General features: G+C 68.0%; 15 protein-coding genes. 4 read left to right on the forward strand and 11 right to left on the reverse strand.

From position 1 onward, the window contains the following. Positions 1–49: 49 nt before the first annotated feature. Complete coding sequence (locus ACCQ10_RS18415; RefSeq protein WP_372361514.1) at positions 50–1,426, reverse strand: MATE family efflux transporter; 1,377 nt, start codon at positions 1,424–1,426, stop codon at positions 50–52. A gap of 269 nt (positions 1,427–1,695) precedes the next feature. Between ACCQ10_RS18415 and ACCQ10_RS18420 the strand changes: the two genes are divergently transcribed. Then, positions 1,696–2,859 (forward strand): DUF3667 domain-containing protein, encoded by a 1,164-nt coding sequence (locus ACCQ10_RS18420; protein WP_372361515.1) that lies wholly within the window; start codon positions 1,696–1,698, stop codon positions 2,857–2,859. A 213-nt stretch (positions 2,860–3,072) separates the two neighbouring features. Here ACCQ10_RS18420 and ACCQ10_RS18425 read toward each other — a convergent pair whose 3' ends face one another. Both ACCQ10_RS18425 and ACCQ10_RS18430 read right to left on the reverse strand, forming a co-directional pair. Further along, positions 3,073–3,645, reverse strand: coding sequence for a DUF3106 domain-containing protein (locus ACCQ10_RS18425; protein ID WP_372361516.1), 573 nt, complete (start codon positions 3,643–3,645; stop codon positions 3,073–3,075). After that, complete coding sequence (locus tag ACCQ10_RS18430; protein WP_372361517.1) at positions 3,632–4,660, reverse strand: hypothetical protein; 1,029 nt, start codon at positions 4,658–4,660, stop codon at positions 3,632–3,634. The genes ACCQ10_RS18425 and ACCQ10_RS18430 overlap by 14 nt, the downstream gene beginning before the upstream one ends. Positions 4,661–5,120: 460 nt before the next feature. On the opposite strand from ACCQ10_RS18430, the gene ACCQ10_RS18435 reads away from it, so the two are divergent. Further along, positions 5,121–7,358, forward strand: coding sequence for a primosomal protein N' (locus ACCQ10_RS18435; RefSeq protein WP_372361518.1), 2,238 nt, complete (start codon positions 5,121–5,123; stop codon positions 7,356–7,358). Between the two features lie 242 nt (positions 7,359–7,600). On the opposite strand, the gene ACCQ10_RS18440 is transcribed toward ACCQ10_RS18435, so the two are convergent. From ACCQ10_RS18440 to ACCQ10_RS18450, 3 genes are read right to left on the reverse strand one after another with little or no spacing between them, the layout of a single operon-like run. Next, positions 7,601–8,224 (reverse strand): glutathione S-transferase family protein, encoded by a 624-nt coding sequence (locus ACCQ10_RS18440; protein ID WP_372363172.1) that lies wholly within the window; start codon positions 8,222–8,224, stop codon positions 7,601–7,603. 35 nt (positions 8,225–8,259) lie between these two features. After that, positions 8,260–9,090: an NYN domain-containing protein gene (locus tag ACCQ10_RS18445; RefSeq protein ID WP_280302528.1), complete on the reverse strand. Its 831-nt coding sequence runs from the start codon at positions 9,088–9,090 to the stop codon at positions 8,260–8,262. Next, positions 9,087–9,641, reverse strand: coding sequence for a hypothetical protein (locus tag ACCQ10_RS18450; RefSeq protein WP_372361519.1), 555 nt, complete (start codon positions 9,639–9,641; stop codon positions 9,087–9,089). The genes ACCQ10_RS18445 and ACCQ10_RS18450 overlap by 4 nt, the downstream gene beginning before the upstream one ends. Positions 9,642–9,759: 118 nt before the next feature. Here ACCQ10_RS18450 and ACCQ10_RS18455 point away from each other — a divergent pair, with 118 nt between their 5' ends. Both ACCQ10_RS18455 and ACCQ10_RS18460 read left to right on the forward strand, forming a co-directional pair. Further along, positions 9,760–11,052 (forward strand): NAD(P)/FAD-dependent oxidoreductase, encoded by a 1,293-nt coding sequence (locus ACCQ10_RS18455; protein ID WP_372361520.1) that lies wholly within the window; start codon positions 9,760–9,762, stop codon positions 11,050–11,052. A 52-nt stretch (positions 11,053–11,104) separates the two neighbouring features. Continuing rightward, positions 11,105–11,719 carry a trimeric intracellular cation channel family protein gene (locus tag ACCQ10_RS18460; protein ID WP_372361521.1) on the forward strand — a complete coding sequence of 205 codons (615 nt, stop codon included), beginning with the start codon at positions 11,105–11,107 and terminating at the stop codon, positions 11,717–11,719. Between the two features lie 149 nt (positions 11,720–11,868). Here ACCQ10_RS18460 and rpoH read toward each other — a convergent pair whose 3' ends face one another. From rpoH to ftsE, 5 genes are all read right to left on the reverse strand, one after another. Continuing rightward, positions 11,869–12,744: an RNA polymerase sigma factor RpoH gene (gene rpoH / locus ACCQ10_RS18465; protein WP_039564933.1), complete on the reverse strand. Its 876-nt coding sequence runs from the start codon at positions 12,742–12,744 to the stop codon at positions 11,869–11,871. 198 nt (positions 12,745–12,942) lie between these two features. Beyond that, on the reverse strand, positions 12,943–13,668 hold the full coding sequence (ung, locus tag ACCQ10_RS18470) for a uracil-DNA glycosylase (RefSeq protein ID WP_372361522.1): 726 nt from the start codon (positions 13,666–13,668) through the stop codon (positions 12,943–12,945). Beyond that, on the reverse strand, positions 13,665–14,507 hold the full coding sequence (locus tag ACCQ10_RS18475; RefSeq protein ID WP_039405267.1) for a response regulator: 843 nt from the start codon (positions 14,505–14,507) through the stop codon (positions 13,665–13,667). The genes ung and ACCQ10_RS18475 overlap by 4 nt, the downstream gene beginning before the upstream one ends. Before the next feature lie 8 nt (positions 14,508–14,515). Then, positions 14,516–15,466: a permease-like cell division protein FtsX gene (gene ftsX / locus ACCQ10_RS18480; protein ID WP_372361523.1), complete on the reverse strand. Its 951-nt coding sequence runs from the start codon at positions 15,464–15,466 to the stop codon at positions 14,516–14,518. Then, positions 15,463–16,149, reverse strand: coding sequence for a cell division ATP-binding protein FtsE (gene ftsE, locus ACCQ10_RS18485; RefSeq protein ID WP_003484499.1), 687 nt, complete (start codon positions 16,147–16,149; stop codon positions 15,463–15,465). Before ftsE ends, ftsX begins: the two co-directional genes overlap by 4 nt. Positions 16,150–16,189 lie beyond the last annotated feature (40 nt).

Here is a 16,189-nt window from a genome sequence, read left to right on the forward strand (position 1 = left end):
ATGGTGTGCAGCATACCGGCTGCGCTGCGCGCGCGGCATGCGCTGAAAGTCAGGGGGCCACGCGGGCGGTCAATCGCCGGCTGGTATGGCGGAAGCGCAAGCCCATCAGGACCGACGCCACGGTCAGGCCCAGGATCAACCCGATCCACATACCCTGCGGCCCCCAGCCCAGCCCCAGGCCGAGCCCGGCGCCGATCGGCATGCCCACGCCCCAGTACGACACCATCGCCAGGAACATCGGCACGCGGGTGTCCTTGAGCCCGCGCAGCGCGCCGGCCGACAGCACCTGGATGCCATCGGGAAACTGGAAGGTGGCGGCAAACAGCAGCAACACCGAGGCCAGCGCGGCCACTGCCACATCGTCGGTATACACGCTCACGATGGCGTCGTGCCCCAGCAACAGCGCGCTGGCCGACAGCGCCTGGGTGCCCAGCACGATGGCGTAACCGGCCCAGGTGGCGCGACGCATCGCCAGCGGGTCGCCGCGGCCCACCGCATGGCCGACGCGCACGGTGGTGGCCTCGGCCACGCCCATGGGCACCATGAAGCACAGCTGCGCGACGTTGATGGCGATCTGGTGTGCGGCCGCTTCGGTGGAGCCCAGCCGGCCGATCAACAGGGCGGTGACGATGAACAGGCCGCCCTCCATCAACACAGTGATACCGATGGGCAGGCCGGTACGCAACAGATCGCCGATGGCGCGCCAACGCGGCCCTTCCAGGTGGGTGAACAATTCCAGATGCGCAAAGCGCCGCGCCCGCCACAGGTACAGCGCAAAGACACCGGCCTGCACCCACATGGTGATCGCCGAGGCCATGCCCAGCCCTTCGGCGCCATGCTCGGCCAGGCCCCATTTGCCGTAGGTGAGCGCATAGCCCAGCGGCGCCAGCACCAGCAGCCCGCCAAACCCCAGCAGCATGGTCGGCAGCGTCCAGTGCATGCCTTCGCTGAGATAGCGCATGCAGAAATAGAACGTCAGCGCCGGCACGCCCCAGCGCACCGCATGCAGGAAGTCGGTGGCCCCCGGCACGATGTCCGGGGCAATGCCGAAGGTGGGCAGCAGCGGCGGCACCACGCTCAGAAACGCGAACATCAATGCGCTCAAGCCCAGCGACAGCCACAACGCCTGACGAAACAACGGGCCGATCTCGCGCTCGCGCCCGGCGCCGAGCAGTTGCGAGACCGAAGCGGTCAGCGAGATCAGCGTGCCGATCGGCACCAGCATCGGCAGCCACAGCAGCGAGGTCCCGATGGTGACCGCCGCCAGCGTGGCAGTGCCGTGGTGGCCGGCGATGACGTTGTCGGTGAAGCCGATCAGGCCGGTGGAGACGTGGCCGAGCACCAGCGGCAAGGCCAGCAGGCCGGTGGTGCGCACTTCCGCGGCGAAGCCTGGCGTCGCGGACGTGGGTGCAGAAGGAACAGACATGACAAACCGATCGCTGCGCGGACTACGGCCGTACCGGGAGGCGCTGGCACCGGGTCGCGTGGGGCCGCTATCTTACGCGCAGTTTCCGACAGCGGCCTGACGCGCGCCTGGGCACTGCCGCCGCGCTCGCTCGCGCAGGCGGGGCAATACAATGCGGCACGCCAATCCCGGCCAGCCGCGCGATCACGCTGTACCGTGCGCCTGACATGGCCCTTCGGGTGGCCGTGCCAGCCGCTGCGGCCCCTTGGAACCGCCAACAGGACCTGGCCATGCCCCTGCACCCGACCGCGCCGCACCCATCGGATTGCGAAAACTGTTCCACCGCCCTGCACGGTGACTTTTGCCACGCTTGCGGGCAGAGCGCCCACAACCCGGTGCGTAGCGTTGCGCATGCGGTGGAAGAAGTATTCGAGTCGTTCTGGCACCTGGACGGGCGCATCTTCCGCACCCTGCGCGACCTGCTGGTGCCCGGCCGCGTGGCACTGCGGTTTCTGAGCGGGCAACGCGTGCGCTATGTGGCACCGATGCGGCTGTTTCTGGTGCTGAGTCTGTTGACCTTCTTCATCGCACGCATCGCCGTGCACGCGTCCGACGAGGACACCGATGTCGCGGCGGGAGCGGCACCGCACAGCGCCACCCCGAAGGACTTCGCGCATGCGCGCACGCCGGCGCAGGTGGAAGCGGTGCGTGCACAGATGGTCGGTGCGCTGACCAGCACCCGCACGGTGGTGCCAGCCGGCATCGCACGCGACGGCGTGGATGCCGGCATTGCACGTGCCGAGAGCGAAGCGAGCAAGCGGCTGGCGCAACTGCACCAGGGCGCGCGCCTGAATAGTGCGGCCCCGGTGGTCGATGCACCCGACAACAGCACGTTCTTTTCGGTCGGCGGCACCCCCTGGGATCCGGTCAGCAATCCGTTGACCGTGGCGCCGTTGCCGCCGTTCGCCAACCGCTGGCTCAACACCCAGCTCGGCCATATCCGCGCCAACCTGCCGCGCCTGCGCAGCAACCCGCAGCTGCTCTACAACGCGTTCTTTGCGGCGGTGCCATCCACCTTGCTGGTGCTGGTGCCGCTGTTTGCGTTGCTGTTACGGGTGTTTTACCTGCGCAGCGGGCGGGTGTATTTGGAGCACCTGGTGGTGGCGCTCTACAGCCATGCGTTTCTGTGCCTGAACCTGCTGGCGATGCTACTGATGTCGCTGCTTGGCGACGCGGTGGCGCAGGTTGCCAGCCCGATTGCCTGGAGCATCGGGCTGGTGCAGTTTGGGCTGGCGCTGTGGATGCCGGTCTATCTGCTGTGGATGCAGCGACGGGTGTACGGACAGTCGTGGCCGGTGACCGTGCTGAAGTATCTCGGCCTGGGCAGCGTGTACTTCGTCGTCGTCGCGCTGGCAGCCGCATTCCTGATGGTGGCGAGCCTGGCGCGCCTGTGATCGAACACGGCGTGCGTGACATCGCCATGGTGCTCTGGTTGCCCAAGGTCTGACGCAGCGACGGCGACCTGGCCGCGGACGGTTCCGAATGGCGAGCCGCGCATGGGCGGTACCGCCTCGGTGACACCCACCAAGCCGAGACAGCCCGCTGGCCGTCGTGCAGTCGCACGGCGCAGGACGAGGCACGCGCCGCCTCCCGGCGCCCTGCGGCGATCAGCGCGCCAGTTGCCGCTTCAGCCAGGCACTGCGGGTGGCCGGGGCTTCGGCCAGCAAGGCCTCGCGCAGGCCATCGCGCTCCTGCGGCGGCGTGCGTTGTGCCAGCACCGCCAGCTGCTCCAGCTGGCCGGCATCCAGGCTGCGCAGGACCGCCAGCACACGCTCGCGCTGCCCCACCGGCACATAGCCGATCAGCGGCTGCAGCTGCGGGTAGAACGCCCCCAGCTGCGAGCCCAGACGCCAGCCGTCGCGGTGCAGGCGGTCCATCGCAGTGAACTGGGTCCGCAGCGCACGCTGCTGGTCGTCGGGCAGCCCATGCAGGCGCTCGCGCGCCTGCCGCAGCACCACCTTGTCGGTGGCGGTCAGATCCTTCCAGGCCGCGTAGCGCGCGCGCAGGTCGGCCTGTTGTGCCGGGGTCAGCGCCGCCCAACGGGCACGTTGCTGCGCGGCGCTGGGCGCGGCCGGGGCAGCCGCAGCACTGCCTTCGTCCAGTGCTGCGGGCAAGGCCTGCGCACAGGCAATGCCAGTCATCGCCAGCATCAACAGGCCGGACCACTTATTGATCGTCATCGACCGTCTCCAGTGGTGCAGAAGGCAGCTCGGCAGCGGTGGCATGCGCGCCGGACTCGTCCTTGGGGACCGGGTGGCCGGCGGCGTACCAGGCATAGAAGTCCGCCGAGCGCGCCAGCTCCAGGTCCGGGTCGGCCAGCATGGCCTGATCGCGCGGGTCCGGGCCGGCGGCCGCGGCGGAGTCCGGCAGGTCGGCGGCCGGAAGCTCCTCCACCAAGACTGGCGCGGCGTCGGTCACATGGAGCACGCCGGCGGGCGCCTGCGAGACCGGCTCGGGCGGCAGCGCCGGCCGGCGGTGCGTCCACCACCAGCCGACCACCGCCAGCAGCAGGGCCAGTGCCAGCACGCCCAGGCCGATGCCGGCGTGGCGGCGGGTGACCTGCGGCCAACGCCACGACCGCTGTGCGCGCACGCGCGGCGGGCGCTCCACTGCTGGTGCGGTTTGTGCCGGTGTGGCCGGGGTCTGCAACGGCACCCCGGCCAGGGCTGCATCGCGCAACTGGCTGAGCCGGGTCAGCTGGGCTGGACCGAGCTCGCGCAGTTCCTGCTGGGCCGCCTCCGCCAATACCCGCCAGGCCTGCGCGTCCGGGTTGCCGGCCGCATCGCGCGGGCAGGCCCGCGCCAGCGACTGCCGGTAGTCGGCCGCCGCGATGCCCTGCACCTCGCTGGCGGCGTCTTCTTCCAGCCCGGCCACGATCCGCAGCAACAACGCCAGGCGGTCGGTCGTCTGCATCCGGCCCAGCGCGGTGAACGGCGGCTGCCAGGTGCCGGGCATGGGTTCGCGGCGCAGCGGCGGCGCGGTGGCCAGCAGGCTCCAGAAGCGCATCGGCCAGCCGGCCATCGGGCGTCCCGCCGCCTGGCTGCTGAAGGCGCGCAAGGCGGCGGCCAGGGCCCGCTCGGCGGCGGCCACGTCGCCACATTGCAACTGCGCCAGCACCAGACCCCGGCGTTCCACGCCCCGTAGGAAGGCTGACAGCGCGGCAGGTGTCACGGGGGCGTCGGGGACTACGGTCATGTGAACTCCAGCATCGGCCGGCATGATACCGACGCAGGTCCGCCACGCCGACCGCTTGACAGATCGCGCCGCCGTTGCTCCGGTCGCGACCGCCGGTCACGCACGTTGTGCACAGCGGCAGGCATACCGATACGCCCCCGTCTGTCAACTGTTGTTTTTTCTTTGTTGCAATCGTGTTTCACGCCTAAGTGATTGATCCATATTGCATTTCACCGGATGGCGAAAAAATGTCCAACGGGTTGCCAAGGCAAGTGAATCCGCCTTCACGGCGTGGAGCACGCGGTTAATTCACAGGTTTATCCACAGGCAGTGTGGATAAACCCGTTTCCTCAGTCCTCACATAGGTTTACGTCGTATTTATCACTTGGGTCACAGAAAGACGCTGCAAGTGATCACGCGGCCTTCACGCTCCAAATTGCGCAGGAACAGGTTCACTGGACACAGTCGGTAGACTTGGTGGATGACTTCGACTGTGCCCACCTTGCGCGTCGCCCTGCCGGTGCCGCTGCCCCAGCTGTTCGATTACCTGCCCCCAGCCGACGTGCCCGTCGCCGATCCGGCGCGGGTCGGTTGCCGGCTGCGTGTGCCGTTCGGCTCGCGCGAGCTGATCGGGGTGGTGGTGGAAATCGGCCGGCAGCCGTCGGCCGAGGGCTTGCGCCCGGCACTGGCCTGGTGCGACGACGCGCCGCTGCTGGTGGATGAACTGGCTCGCTCGCTGCAGTGGCTGGCCCGCTATACCCATGCCCCGCTCGGCGAGGCCCAGGCCAGCGCCCTGCCCGGCCCGCTCCGCCGCGGCGAGCCCCTGGCCGACACCCACGCCTGGGCCTGGCAGCTGACCGAAGCCGGGCACACCGCCGCCAGCAGCCTGCGCGCCGGCAGCCTGCGCGCCGGCAGCCGGCCGGCGTTGCTGGCCGGCCTGCTGCAGGCCGGCGCCGTGGGCGAAGAGCAGCTGGACCCGTTGCTGCCGCAGTGGCGCGAGGCCGCCCGCAGCCTGGCCAAACGTGAGCTTGCCGAACGCGTGGCAGTGCCGGCCAACGCCATCCCGGCCCGCCCCGGCAGCGGGCCGGCGCTCAACGACGAGCAACAGGCGGCCGCCGCTGCCGTCCGCGCGCAGACCGGCTTTGCCACCTACCTGCTCGACGGCGTCACCGGCAGCGGCAAGACCGAGGTCTACCTGCAGGCGATCGCCGACTGCCTGGCGGCCGGCAGGCAGGCGCTGGTGCTGGTGCCGGAGATCGGCCTGACCCCGCAGACGCTGGGGCGCTTCCGCGCGCGCCTGGGCGTGCCGGTGCACGCGCTGCACTCGGGGCTCTCCGATGGCGAACGCGCCCGCGTCTGGGCTGCGGCCTGGCGCGGCGAGGCCAAGCTGATCGTGGGTACCCGCTCGGCGGTGTTCACCCCGCTGCCCAACGCCGGCCTGATCGTGATCGACGAAGAACACGACGGCAGCTACAAGCAGCAGGACGGCATCCGCTATCACGCCCGCGATTTCGCCCTGGTCCGCGGCAAGGCGCTGGACGTGCCGGTGATCCTGGGCAGCGCCACCCCCTCGCTGGAAAGCCTGCACAACGCCTATTCCGGCCGCTACCGGCACCTGCGGCTGTCGCGGCGTGCCGGCGAGGCGCGCCCGCCGCGGGTCCGGGTGCTGGACGTGCGCAAGCGCCCGCTCAAGGACGGATTGTCGCCAGAGGTGCTGGCTGGCATCGGCGCCACCCTGGCGCGTGGCGAGCAGGTGCTGGTGTTCAAGAACCGCCGCGGCTATGCACCGGTGCTGCTGTGCCACGACTGCGGCTGGACCGCCGCCTGCCAGCGCTGCAGCACGCCGCTGCACCAGACGCCCATGACCGTGCATGCCGGCGGCCGCCGCCTGCAATGCCACCACTGCGGCGCGCGCCAACCCGCACCGCTGGCCTGCCCGGCCTGCGCCAGCCTGGCGCTGCAGCCGCAGGGCATCGGCACCGAGCGGCTGGAAGAGCGCCTGACCGAGGCCTTCCCGGATGTCCCGGTGGTGCGCATCGACCGCAGCACCACCCAGCGCCGCGACGCACTGGAGACCCAGCTCGCCCGGCTCGGCAGCGACGCCGGCATCCTGGTCGGCACCCAGATCCTGGCCAAGGGTCACGACCTGCCGCGGTTGACCATGGTGGTGGTGGTCGGCATCGACGAAGGCCTGTTCTCGGCCGACTTCCGTGCCGCCGAAAAGCTGTCCCAGCAGCTGATCCAGGTGGCAGGGCGCGCCGGACGCGCCGACCGCCCCGGCGAGGTCTGGCTGCAGACCCATCACCCCGAACACCCCTTGCTGCAGACCCTGGTCAACGGCGGCTACCACGCCTTTGCCGATGCCGAACTGCAGCAGCGCGAAGCGGCCGGATTTCCACCGTTTGCGCATCTGGCGCTGTTCCGCGCCGAAGCAAAGGATGTCGCCGCCGCCAATCAGTTCCTGCTGGCGGTACGCGGGCTGACCGCCGACGAGAGCTCGGCGCAGTCGCCAGCGTTTGCCGCTGTGGAATGCTATGGCCCGATGCCTGCCCCGATGCCGCGCCGCGCCGGGTTCCAACGCACCCAGTTGCTGCTGTCCGCACAGCAACGCTCGGCGCTGCACCGGTTGCTCGACACCCAGTTGCCGGCGATCTACGCACTCCCGCAGGCACGCCGCGTGCGCTGGTCGCTGGATGTGGATCCGATCGATTTGTATTAGTGCAGACGTATCGCACACGGAGCTGACGCCAGACTCACGTTTTGCGCGGTGTGTTCACGTTTTGTAGGAGCGCGCTTGCGCGCGATGCGGCGTTACCGGCAATGCCCTCGCGCACAAGTGCGCTCCTACAGACAACGCAAGCTACCTGGCGCGCAATGTACAAGGCCCACGTACTGGAGCGACGTGTGGGTCGGCGTGTGCTGCCTGCAATGCACCACGCCAACCTGAGCGCGGACCCAAACTCAGGTCAGCGCCGTCATCACGCCACGCTGGTAGGCCGGCCGTGCACGCAAGCGCTGGTACCACGCCTGCAGATGCGGCAGCGCCGGTCGCTCGATCGGCATTTCGAACCAGGCGTAGATGAAACTGCCCAACGGAATGTCGCCCATCGCGAAGCGCTCGCCAGACAGATACGGCTGCTGCGCCAACGCCGCATCGGCACGTGCCAGCAGCTCGCCCGATTGCGCCAGCGCTGCGGCGATGTGCGCGCCATCGCGCTCGGCTGCGGGAGTGCGCAATACCCCCCAGAACAGATCGCGGAACACACCTGCAAACGTCGAGGTGGTCCAGTCCATCCAGCGGTCACCCAGCGCGCGCTCGGCTGGTGATTGCGGGTACAACGCCGGTGCGTACTGCGCCGCCAGGTAGCGCACGATCGCATTGGATTCCCATAACACCAGCGTGCCGTCCTGCAAGGTCGGCACCACGCCATTCGGGTTCAATGCGCGATACGCCGGCGTGTCGTTACCGCCGAATGCACCGCCCACCTCGATCGAGGCATAGGCCATGCCGGCTTCTTCCGCGCACCACAACACCTTGCGCACATTGCTTGAATTCCGACGTCCCCAAATCGTAATGGCGGGCACCGCGGCAGCGGGCACATTTGCGTCATGCGTCATGCTCAGCCCCCTGCTGCAGGTTTGGCTGGCGCGCGCGCCGGGCGCTTGGCAGCAGCCGCCGGTTGCGCCGTCGCAGTGGCGGGCTGCGTCGGTTTGCCGCGCCCACCCTTGGGGGTATCGCGCACCCACAATGCCTGCTCGTCTTGCTTGATGTCGAACAGGCCGATCGCGCGGACCAGGTCGCTGAGTTTGCGGTAGCCGTAATTGCGTGGATCGAACGAGGCCTGGTTGGCGACCTGCTTGCCCACCGCGCTCAGCAGCGCCCAGCCATCGTCTTCGCAAGCGCTGACGATCGCATTGCGCAGCATCTGCACCAGCCGCGTGTCGCTACGCAATGCAGTGGCGTCCTTGCGGCCGGCCGCGCTGTCGCTGGCGGCAGCAGCCTGCTCGCCCAGCGCTTCGACATAGGTGAACTTGGAACACGCATTGACGAACGGCGCCGGGGTTTTCTGCTCGCCAAAGCCATAGACCTTCATGCCGTCGGTCAGCAGGCGCATCACCAATGGGGTGAAATCGGCATCGCTGGAGACGATCGCAAAGCCGTCCAGATTGCGTGCATACAACAGGTCCATCGCATCGATCACCATCGCCATGTCCGAGGCGTTCTTGCCGGAGCTGTAGGCAAATTGCTGGATCGGCCGGATCGCGTAATCGTGCAACGCGGCCTCCCAGCCTTTCAGGTGCGGGCTCTTCCAGTTGCCGTAGGCACGGCGCACGTTGGCCACGCCATAGCGTGCCACTTCTGCCAGCACCACATCGATCTTGCCCGCCGGCGCGTTGTCGGCATCGATCAGCAAGGCGATCCGCTTGTCGGGATTGTCGGTCATGCTCATGGCTCCACTGTCGTCTCAGGGGCGGTATCGAGTGCGGGATCGGTGTCCATTTCTGATGGGGTACCGGGCGTCTCAACGTCTGTAGTCGCTGCCGCCGGCAAGGTGTACTCGGTGCCATCGCGCAGGGTCAGCACCCCATCGCTCAGGATCTCCTGATCGGCGCCGGCACTGACCCAGGTCGCCTTGACGCGCCCGGCGCCGCGGTCGCCTTCCACATCGAACACGAACTCTTCGCCGCCCGGTGCCATTCCCGTGCGCAGCAGATCCACCCGCATGCTGCGGATCTGGCCAATATGTTCCTGTACCACTGCATCGTCCTGCAGCGCAGTGCGCGCCTGGTCGACAAACATCGACCAGCCCGTGCCGACCAGCCACAGGCCCGCAGCCAGCACCACCACCCCGAACACGCTCGCACAGACCAGGATGCCGATCAGGCCGATGGCCACGCCACTGCGTGGCTGTCTGACCGCAGCCGCAGGAGCAATGTTTGCTGCTGCGCTGTGCGCCGGGGCAGGCGGCAGCGGTGGCAAGGGCGGTGGCAGTGAAGACATGCAATGACCGTCGGCAGCAGATGCGACATGATGCCGCAGGCGTGCGACGCCCACGCGTCATGTTCATTGGCGATTTGGCATGCTGTCTCGCCCGCGTCGTACTCCATCGGACCTGACGATGACCTCTTCCCCCTCTCCCGCTCCCTTGCATCTGGTCGTGGTCGGCGGCGGTTTCGCCGGCTTGTGGGCGACCCGTGCGCTCGACGACCCCGGCATCCGCATCACCCTGATCGATCGGCAGAACCACCATCTGTTCCAGCCGCTGTTGTATCAGGTGGCCACCGCCGGCCTGTCGGCACCGGACATCGCCGCACCGCTGCGGCACATCCTGCGCGAGCAGCGCAATGTCCAGGTGCTGCTCGGCGACGTCGCAGAGATTGCGCCGACCCGCCGGGAAGTGGTGCTCGCCGATGGCACGTCGCTGGGCTACGACATGTTGCTGCTGGCCACCGGCGCCACACATGCCTATTTCGGCAACGACCAGTGGGCCGAACACGCGCCCGGCCTGAAGACCCTGTACGACGCGCTGGTCCTGCGCCGCAAGCTGCTGCTCGCCTTCGAGCGCGCCGAGGCCGAATCCGACCCCGCGGCGCGCGCCGCCTGGCTGAGCTTCGCAGTCGTCGGTGGTGGCCCGACCGGGGTCGAGCTGGCCGGCACCCTTGCCGAGATCGCCCGCCACACGCTCAAGAACGAATTCCGCCATATCGATCCACGTCAGGCACGGGTGCGCCTGGTCGAAGCCGGCCCGCGCGTGCTGCCCTCGTTCCCGGACGACCTCACCGCCAAGGCGCGCAAGCAGCTGGAACGCCTGGGCGTGGAAGTGCACACCGGCACGCCGGTCAGCCATATCGATGCGCTGGGCTATCGGCTCGGCGAGACCTTCGTGCCGGCGCGCACCGTGGTGTGGGCGGCCGGCGTCGCCGCCTCGCCGCTGGCGCGCACGCTCGGCGTGCCACTGGATCGCGCCGGGCGCGTGCTGGTTGAGCCGGACCTGAGCGTGCCCGGCCATCCGGAGATCTTTGTCGGCGGCGACCTGGCGTCGGTGCAGCAGGGTGGCCGCCCGGTACCGGGTGTGGCACCGGCAGCCAAGCAGATGGGCAAGCACATCGCCAAGGCCATCCGCGCACGCCAGCGCGGCCAGGCCGCGGCCGCCTTCCGCTATCAGGACTTCGGCAACCTGGCCACCATCGGCCGCATGGCCGCCATCGTGCATGTCGGCAAGCTCAAGCTGTCCGGCATCGTCGCGTGGTGGTTCTGGTTGGCCGCGCACGTCTACTTCCTGATCGGCTTCCGCAACCGCTTCGTGGTGCTGGTGAACTGGGCAATGGCGTACTGGAGCTACCAGCGCGCCGCACGCATCATCTTCGGCGGCGCCACCGACGACCCGCCGCCCAGCAGCAAGGACGGATGACAGCGCCACAGGCCGTGCGCGATGCTGTGCGGCCTGATGCGACGACCTGACCGTGGCAACTGTCCTGTTCCTGCTGGATCTGCTCGGCACCTTCGTGTTCGCCCTGAGCGGCGCAACCGTGGCGGTGCGCAACCGCCTGGATTTGTTCGGCGTGCTGGTGCTGTCCTGCGCGGCGGCCGTGTCCGGCGGCATCGTGCGCGACGTGCTGATCGGCGCCACCCCGCCGGCTGCGCTAGTGCAGCCGCAGTATTTGCTGGTCGCCTGTCTGGCCGGCGTTGCCGGGTTTTACTGGCACGCAGCGGTGGAGCGGCTGCGCAACCCGGTGCAGATTTTCGACGCGGCCGGGCTGGCGTTGTTTGCGGTCTACGGCACCAGCAAGGCGCTGGACTATCAGCTCAGCCCGCTCAGTGCCACGCTGCTGGGCATGCTCAGTGGCATCGGCGGTGGCATTGCGCGCGATCTGTTGGTCGCACGCACGCCAGTGGTGCTGCAGGCCGAGTTGTACGCCGTCGCCGCGCTCGCCGGTGGCGGTCTGGTGGCCATCGGCCATGTGCTCGGCGTGCCGCAGGCCTGGTCGCTGGCGATCGGCGCCGGCGTATGTTTCGGACTGCGCTTCATGGCGATCCGCTACGGCTGGCATTTGCCGGTGGCGCGCCTGCCGGAGTAGCGCGGGCGGGCGCAGCGGGCGGTCGATCATTCGCGAACGAACACGATGAACAACCACGCGTCTTCGGACTCTGCGCAGCACCGGTAGCTCACATGCAAACGGCCCGGAAAACCGGGCCGTTTGTGCAGCACCTAGCGCGTGACCGAAGATCAGGCGACGAACAGCGCCTTCATCTTCTTCAGCGCGTTCGCTTCGATCTGGCGAATCCGCTCGGCCGACACGCCGTACTCGTCGGCCAGCTCCTGCAGCGTCACCTTGGATTCGGAATCCAGCCAGCGACGCTTGACGATGTCGCGCGAGCGCGTGTCCAGGCCAGCCATCCCTTCGCGCAGCAACTGCAGCTGGTTGTCTTCGCTGTCGTGCCGCTCGTAGGCCTGCGACGGATCTTCGTCGTTGGCCACCAGGTAGCTCACCGGCGACGGCGGACCGTGGTCGTCGTCTTCGTCGGAGGACGCGTCGAAACCGATATCGCGACCGGACAGGCGCGACTCCATCTCCATCACTTCCCGTTCGGAGACGTTCAGGTCCTTGGCGACCGCCGTCACCTCGGAGGCATTGAGCCAGCCCAGGCGGGTCTTGGACTTGCGCAGGTTAAAGAACAGCTTGCGCTGCGCCTTGGTCGTGGCGACCTTGACGATGCGCCAGTTCTTCAAAATGAACTCGTGCATTTCGGCACGGATCCAGTGCACTGCGAAGCTGACCAGGCGCACGCCCATGTCCGGGTCGAAGCGCTTGACCGCCTTCATCAGGCCGATATTGCCTTCCTGGATCAGGTCGCCCAGCGGCAGGCCGTAGCCGTTGTAGCCGCGGGCCACGTGCACCACGAAGCGCAGGTGGGAATGGACCAGTTCGCGCGCGGCGTCCAGATCGAGCTCGTCGCGGAAGCGGCGGGCCAGATTCTGCTCCTCATCGACCGACAGCACCGGAATCTGGTGCACGGCACCGATGTAGGCGTCCAGCGAACCGAGCGCACTGGGAATCGGGAGATTGTTTGCCACGAGGGCAGTCGAAGTAGTCTGGTTCATAGGCACCATCTTAGCAGTCGAACTATTGGACTGCCGGGTATAGAAAGAGTTCCCAGCGTTCCATTTATAGGACGTTCGGGCTTCCACGCTTGCCGGCGTTCTACCGTACAGCTCCCCGAATTCTGACGCCAAACTAGCACCCCACGCCTGCGCAGACCGTGACAAAACCCGCGACGATGCGGCGCCCGGCTAGGCTGTTCAGCCGCCGGCCGACGTTGTGTCCAACCCGTCGCGCGGCGGCAACGACCAGTCGATCGGAGAGAGGCCCCGGCGCTGCAGATGCTCGTTGGTCTTGGAGAACTGCTTGCAGCCCAGAAAACCGCGATGCGCCGACAACGGCGACGGGTGCGGCGCCTTGAACACCCGATGGCGCGCCTGGTCGATGACCTTGCCCTTGGACTGCGCGTAGCTGCCCCAGAGCAGAAACACCAGGCCCTCGCGCTCGCGGTTGAGGGTCTCCACCACATGGTCGGTGAAGCCTTCCCAGCCCTTGTTCTGGTGTGCACCCGCCCGGCCCTGCTCCACCGTCAGCACCGCGTTGAGCAGCAGCACACCGCGGCGCGCCCACGGCATCAGATAGCCGTGGTCCGGGCGCGGGATGCCCAGATCGTCCTGGATCTCCTTATAGATGTTGAGCAGCGACGGCGGCACCGGCACGCCGGGCAACACCGAAAAGCACAGCCCATGCGCCTGGCCTTCGCCGTGATACGGGTCCTGCCCCAGGATCACCACCTTGACCTGATCGAACGGGGTCGCGTCGAAAGCGGCAAAGATCTGCGGCCCCGGCGGAAACACCCTCGCCCCGGCCGCCTTGCGCTGGCGCAGGAAGGCGGACAGCTCCTGCATCTCCGGGCGCAGCAGCCAATCGCCCACCTTTGCCTTCCACGACGGTTCCAGCTGGATGCGCCCTTCCACTTCACTCATAGCGTGACGGCCTGATCCTCAAGTCGCGCCAGGCGCAGCTGGAACAACACCTTGGTCACCAGCAAGCGCTCCTCAATGGGCTTTTGCACCAGGTCATTGGCGCCGGCGCGCAGCAGTTCTGACTGGTTGCGCGGATTGGTGTCGCCGGTCATCACCAGCACCGGCAGGCGGCGCTTGCCGTAGGCGAAATCGATGCGGATACGTTCGACCACATCGCGGCCGTTGAGCTCGCCTTTGAGGGTGACGTCGGTCAGCACCACGTCGATACGACGCTCGGTCCGGCCCAGCGATTCGGCGGTCAGCAGCGCAAAGGCATCTTCGGCGGTCAATACATGCACCACCTTCAGGCTCTGGCGCTCGAGCATGCGCTTGGTCGCCTCGGCCACCACGCGGCTGTCTTCGATATAGAGCACGGTCGCGCCGACCACCGGCTCGGGCTGCACATAGCCACGGATGAAGGTAGCCAGGGCCTCATGGCCCAGCGCCTTGTCGAAATAGTCGGTGACGTATTCGGTGAAGCGGCGCTCGACCAAGTGCTGCTGCGCATCGCCGGACACCACGATGACCGGCACATACGCCTGCCCGGCCGCTTCGCGCACGCTGCGCGCCAGGGCCAGACCATCGCCATCGGGCAGCGACAACGAGGTCGTCACCAGATCCACCGCGCCCGCTTCCAGCGCATCGCGCGCTTCGGCGATGCTGGCGCAGCCAATCACCTGCACGTTTTGCAGCTCGCGCGTGAGCACGTCGGCAATGAGCTTGCGCACCAGCTTCGAACCATCGACGACCATCACGCGCGGTGCGTCGCTGATCAGGTGTTTGAGATCTGGTGGATGCATGGCAGGCCTCAGGTCTCGGTGGGACGGGTCTGGCGAAGGAAATGGCCGGTCACCAGCCAGGCGCCCAGCCAGCCCAGCACCAAGGTGCCGATGAGCACCATCACAGAATGCAGCAGATCCAGCCCGTGCAGCGTAAACGAACTGCCATAGCTGTCGGCCAGGGTCGCCAGCGGCGCACGCAACGCCAGGCCCGAAGCGGTGATCAGCGCAAGCGCCACGGCGCCAGCGCCCAGCCCGTACCACGCGCCCAGGTACAGGAACGGGCGCCGGATGAAGCCATCGCTGGCGCCGAGCAGCTGCAGCACGCCGATCTCTTCGCGCCGCGACTGGATGTCCAGCCGCACGGTGTTGCCGACCACCAGCACCGCACCGATGCCAAGCAGGGCCGACAGCACCTGTACCAGGCGCTCGCCGAAGTGCAGCCAGCCATCCAGGCGCTTGCGCCACAGCGCGTCGTGCTGCACCTGGTCGGTTTGCGGCAGGGCCTGCAGTGCACCGGCCAGCTGCGCGTCGTCGGCCGTGTCGGCGGGCGTGACGATCAGCAGCGTGGGCAGCGGGTTTTCGCCCAGCGCTTCGGCAGCTTCATCGAGCTTGGCGCTCTCACGCAACTCGGCCAGGCCCTGTTCGGGGGTGCGCAGCGTGACCTGCGCCACATCCGGGCGGGCTCGCAGCTCGGTGGCCAGCGCCTGCGCAGCCTCGGCCGCGACATCGACCTTCAGGAACAGATTGATCTCGCGCGATTGCTGCACGCTGCCGGCCAGCAGCTTGACGTTGTCCAGCGCGATCGACAGCCCCAGCGGCAAGGCCAGCGCCAAGGCCATCACCACGATGGTCAGCAGCGTGGCCCACGGCTTGCGCATGGCGCGGCCCAGGCTGAAGGCGATGCTGTGCAGATGGTGGTCGATCCAGACGCCGAAGCGCGACGGTGCCACCGCTTCGGTATTGGCAAGCTTGCTCATTCGGCCAGGTCCTGCGGCGAGATGTCGTCGACCAGGCGGCCGTGGTCTAGGATCAGTACGCGCTTGCGCATCTGCTTGAGCAGCGCCAGGTCGTGGCTGACCACCAGCACGCTGGTGCCGCGCGCAGGAAGCTCGGCAAACAATTGCATGATTTCGGCCGCCAGCGCCGGGTCGAGATTGCCCGTGGGCTCGTCGGCCACCAGCAGGCGCGGTTCGCCGACGATGGCGCGGGCGATGCCCACGCGTTGCTGCTCGCCCGCAGACAATTGCGATGGCAGGGCTTTTTCGCGATGGGCCAGGCCGATGCGTTCCAGCGCCGAGCGCACGCGCTTGCCGATCTCGGCGCGGCGGGTGCCGCGCAGGATCAACGGCAACGCCACGTTCTCGGCAATGCTGCGGTCGTTGAGCAGGCGGTGGTCCTGATAGACCGCACCCACCTGACGCCGATGCAGCGGAATCTGCCGGCCGCGCACCTTGAGCAGGTTGCGCTCACCCAGCAGCACCGCGCCCTGGCTGGGCCGCTCGCTGAGGTGGATCAATTTGAGCAAGGTACTTTTGCCGGCGCCGGAGTGGCCGGTCACGAACAGCATCTCGCCATCGGCCACCTCGAAGCTGACATCGGTCAGCGCCTGGTGGCCCCCGGCGTAGTGCTTGCTGACGTTGTCGAAACGCAGAACGGTCATCCGGCGATTATGCCGGAGCGCCCGTGCCTGCGTCGCATCG

The organism is Xanthomonas sp. NCPPB 1325, assembly GCF_041477645.2.
GTDB classification, from domain to species: domain Bacteria; phylum Pseudomonadota; class Gammaproteobacteria; order Xanthomonadales; family Xanthomonadaceae; genus Xanthomonas; species Xanthomonas cannabis.

Bases quoted from the DNA above. Each gene is read 5' to 3' on its own strand.
- ACCQ10_RS18455 (WP_372361520.1), top strand. From the start codon at position 9,760: ATGACCTCTTCCCCCTCTCCCGCTCCCTTGCATCTGGTCGTGGTCGGC.
- ftsE (WP_003484499.1), bottom strand. From the start codon at position 16,149: ATGACCGTTCTGCGTTTCGACAACGTCAGCAAGCACTACGCCGGGGGC.
- ACCQ10_RS18430 (WP_372361517.1), bottom strand. From the start codon at position 4,660: ATGACCGTAGTCCCCGACGCCCCCGTGACACCTGCCGCGCTGTCAGCC.
- ACCQ10_RS18445 (WP_280302528.1), bottom strand. From the start codon at position 9,090: ATGAGCATGACCGACAATCCCGACAAGCGGATCGCCTTGCTGATCGAT.
- ACCQ10_RS18425 (WP_372361516.1), bottom strand. From the start codon at position 3,645: ATGACGATCAATAAGTGGTCCGGCCTGTTGATGCTGGCGATGACTGGC.
- ung (WP_372361522.1), bottom strand. From the start codon at position 13,668: ATGAGTGAAGTGGAAGGGCGCATCCAGCTGGAACCGTCGTGGAAGGCA.
- ACCQ10_RS18420 (WP_372361515.1), top strand. From the start codon at position 1,696: ATGCCCCTGCACCCGACCGCGCCGCACCCATCGGATTGCGAAAACTGT.
- ftsX (WP_372361523.1), bottom strand. From the start codon at position 15,466: ATGAGCAAGCTTGCCAATACCGAAGCGGTGGCACCGTCGCGCTTCGGC.
- ACCQ10_RS18415 (WP_372361514.1), bottom strand. From the start codon at position 1,426: ATGTCTGTTCCTTCTGCACCCACGTCCGCGACGCCAGGCTTCGCCGCG.
- ACCQ10_RS18450 (WP_372361519.1), bottom strand. From the start codon at position 9,641: ATGTCTTCACTGCCACCGCCCTTGCCACCGCTGCCGCCTGCCCCGGCG.
- ACCQ10_RS18475 (WP_039405267.1), bottom strand. From the start codon at position 14,507: ATGCATCCACCAGATCTCAAACACCTGATCAGCGACGCACCGCGCGTG.
- rpoH (WP_039564933.1), bottom strand. From the start codon at position 12,744: ATGAACCAGACTACTTCGACTGCCCTCGTGGCAAACAATCTCCCGATT.
- ACCQ10_RS18435 (WP_372361518.1), top strand. From the start codon at position 5,121: ATGACTTCGACTGTGCCCACCTTGCGCGTCGCCCTGCCGGTGCCGCTG.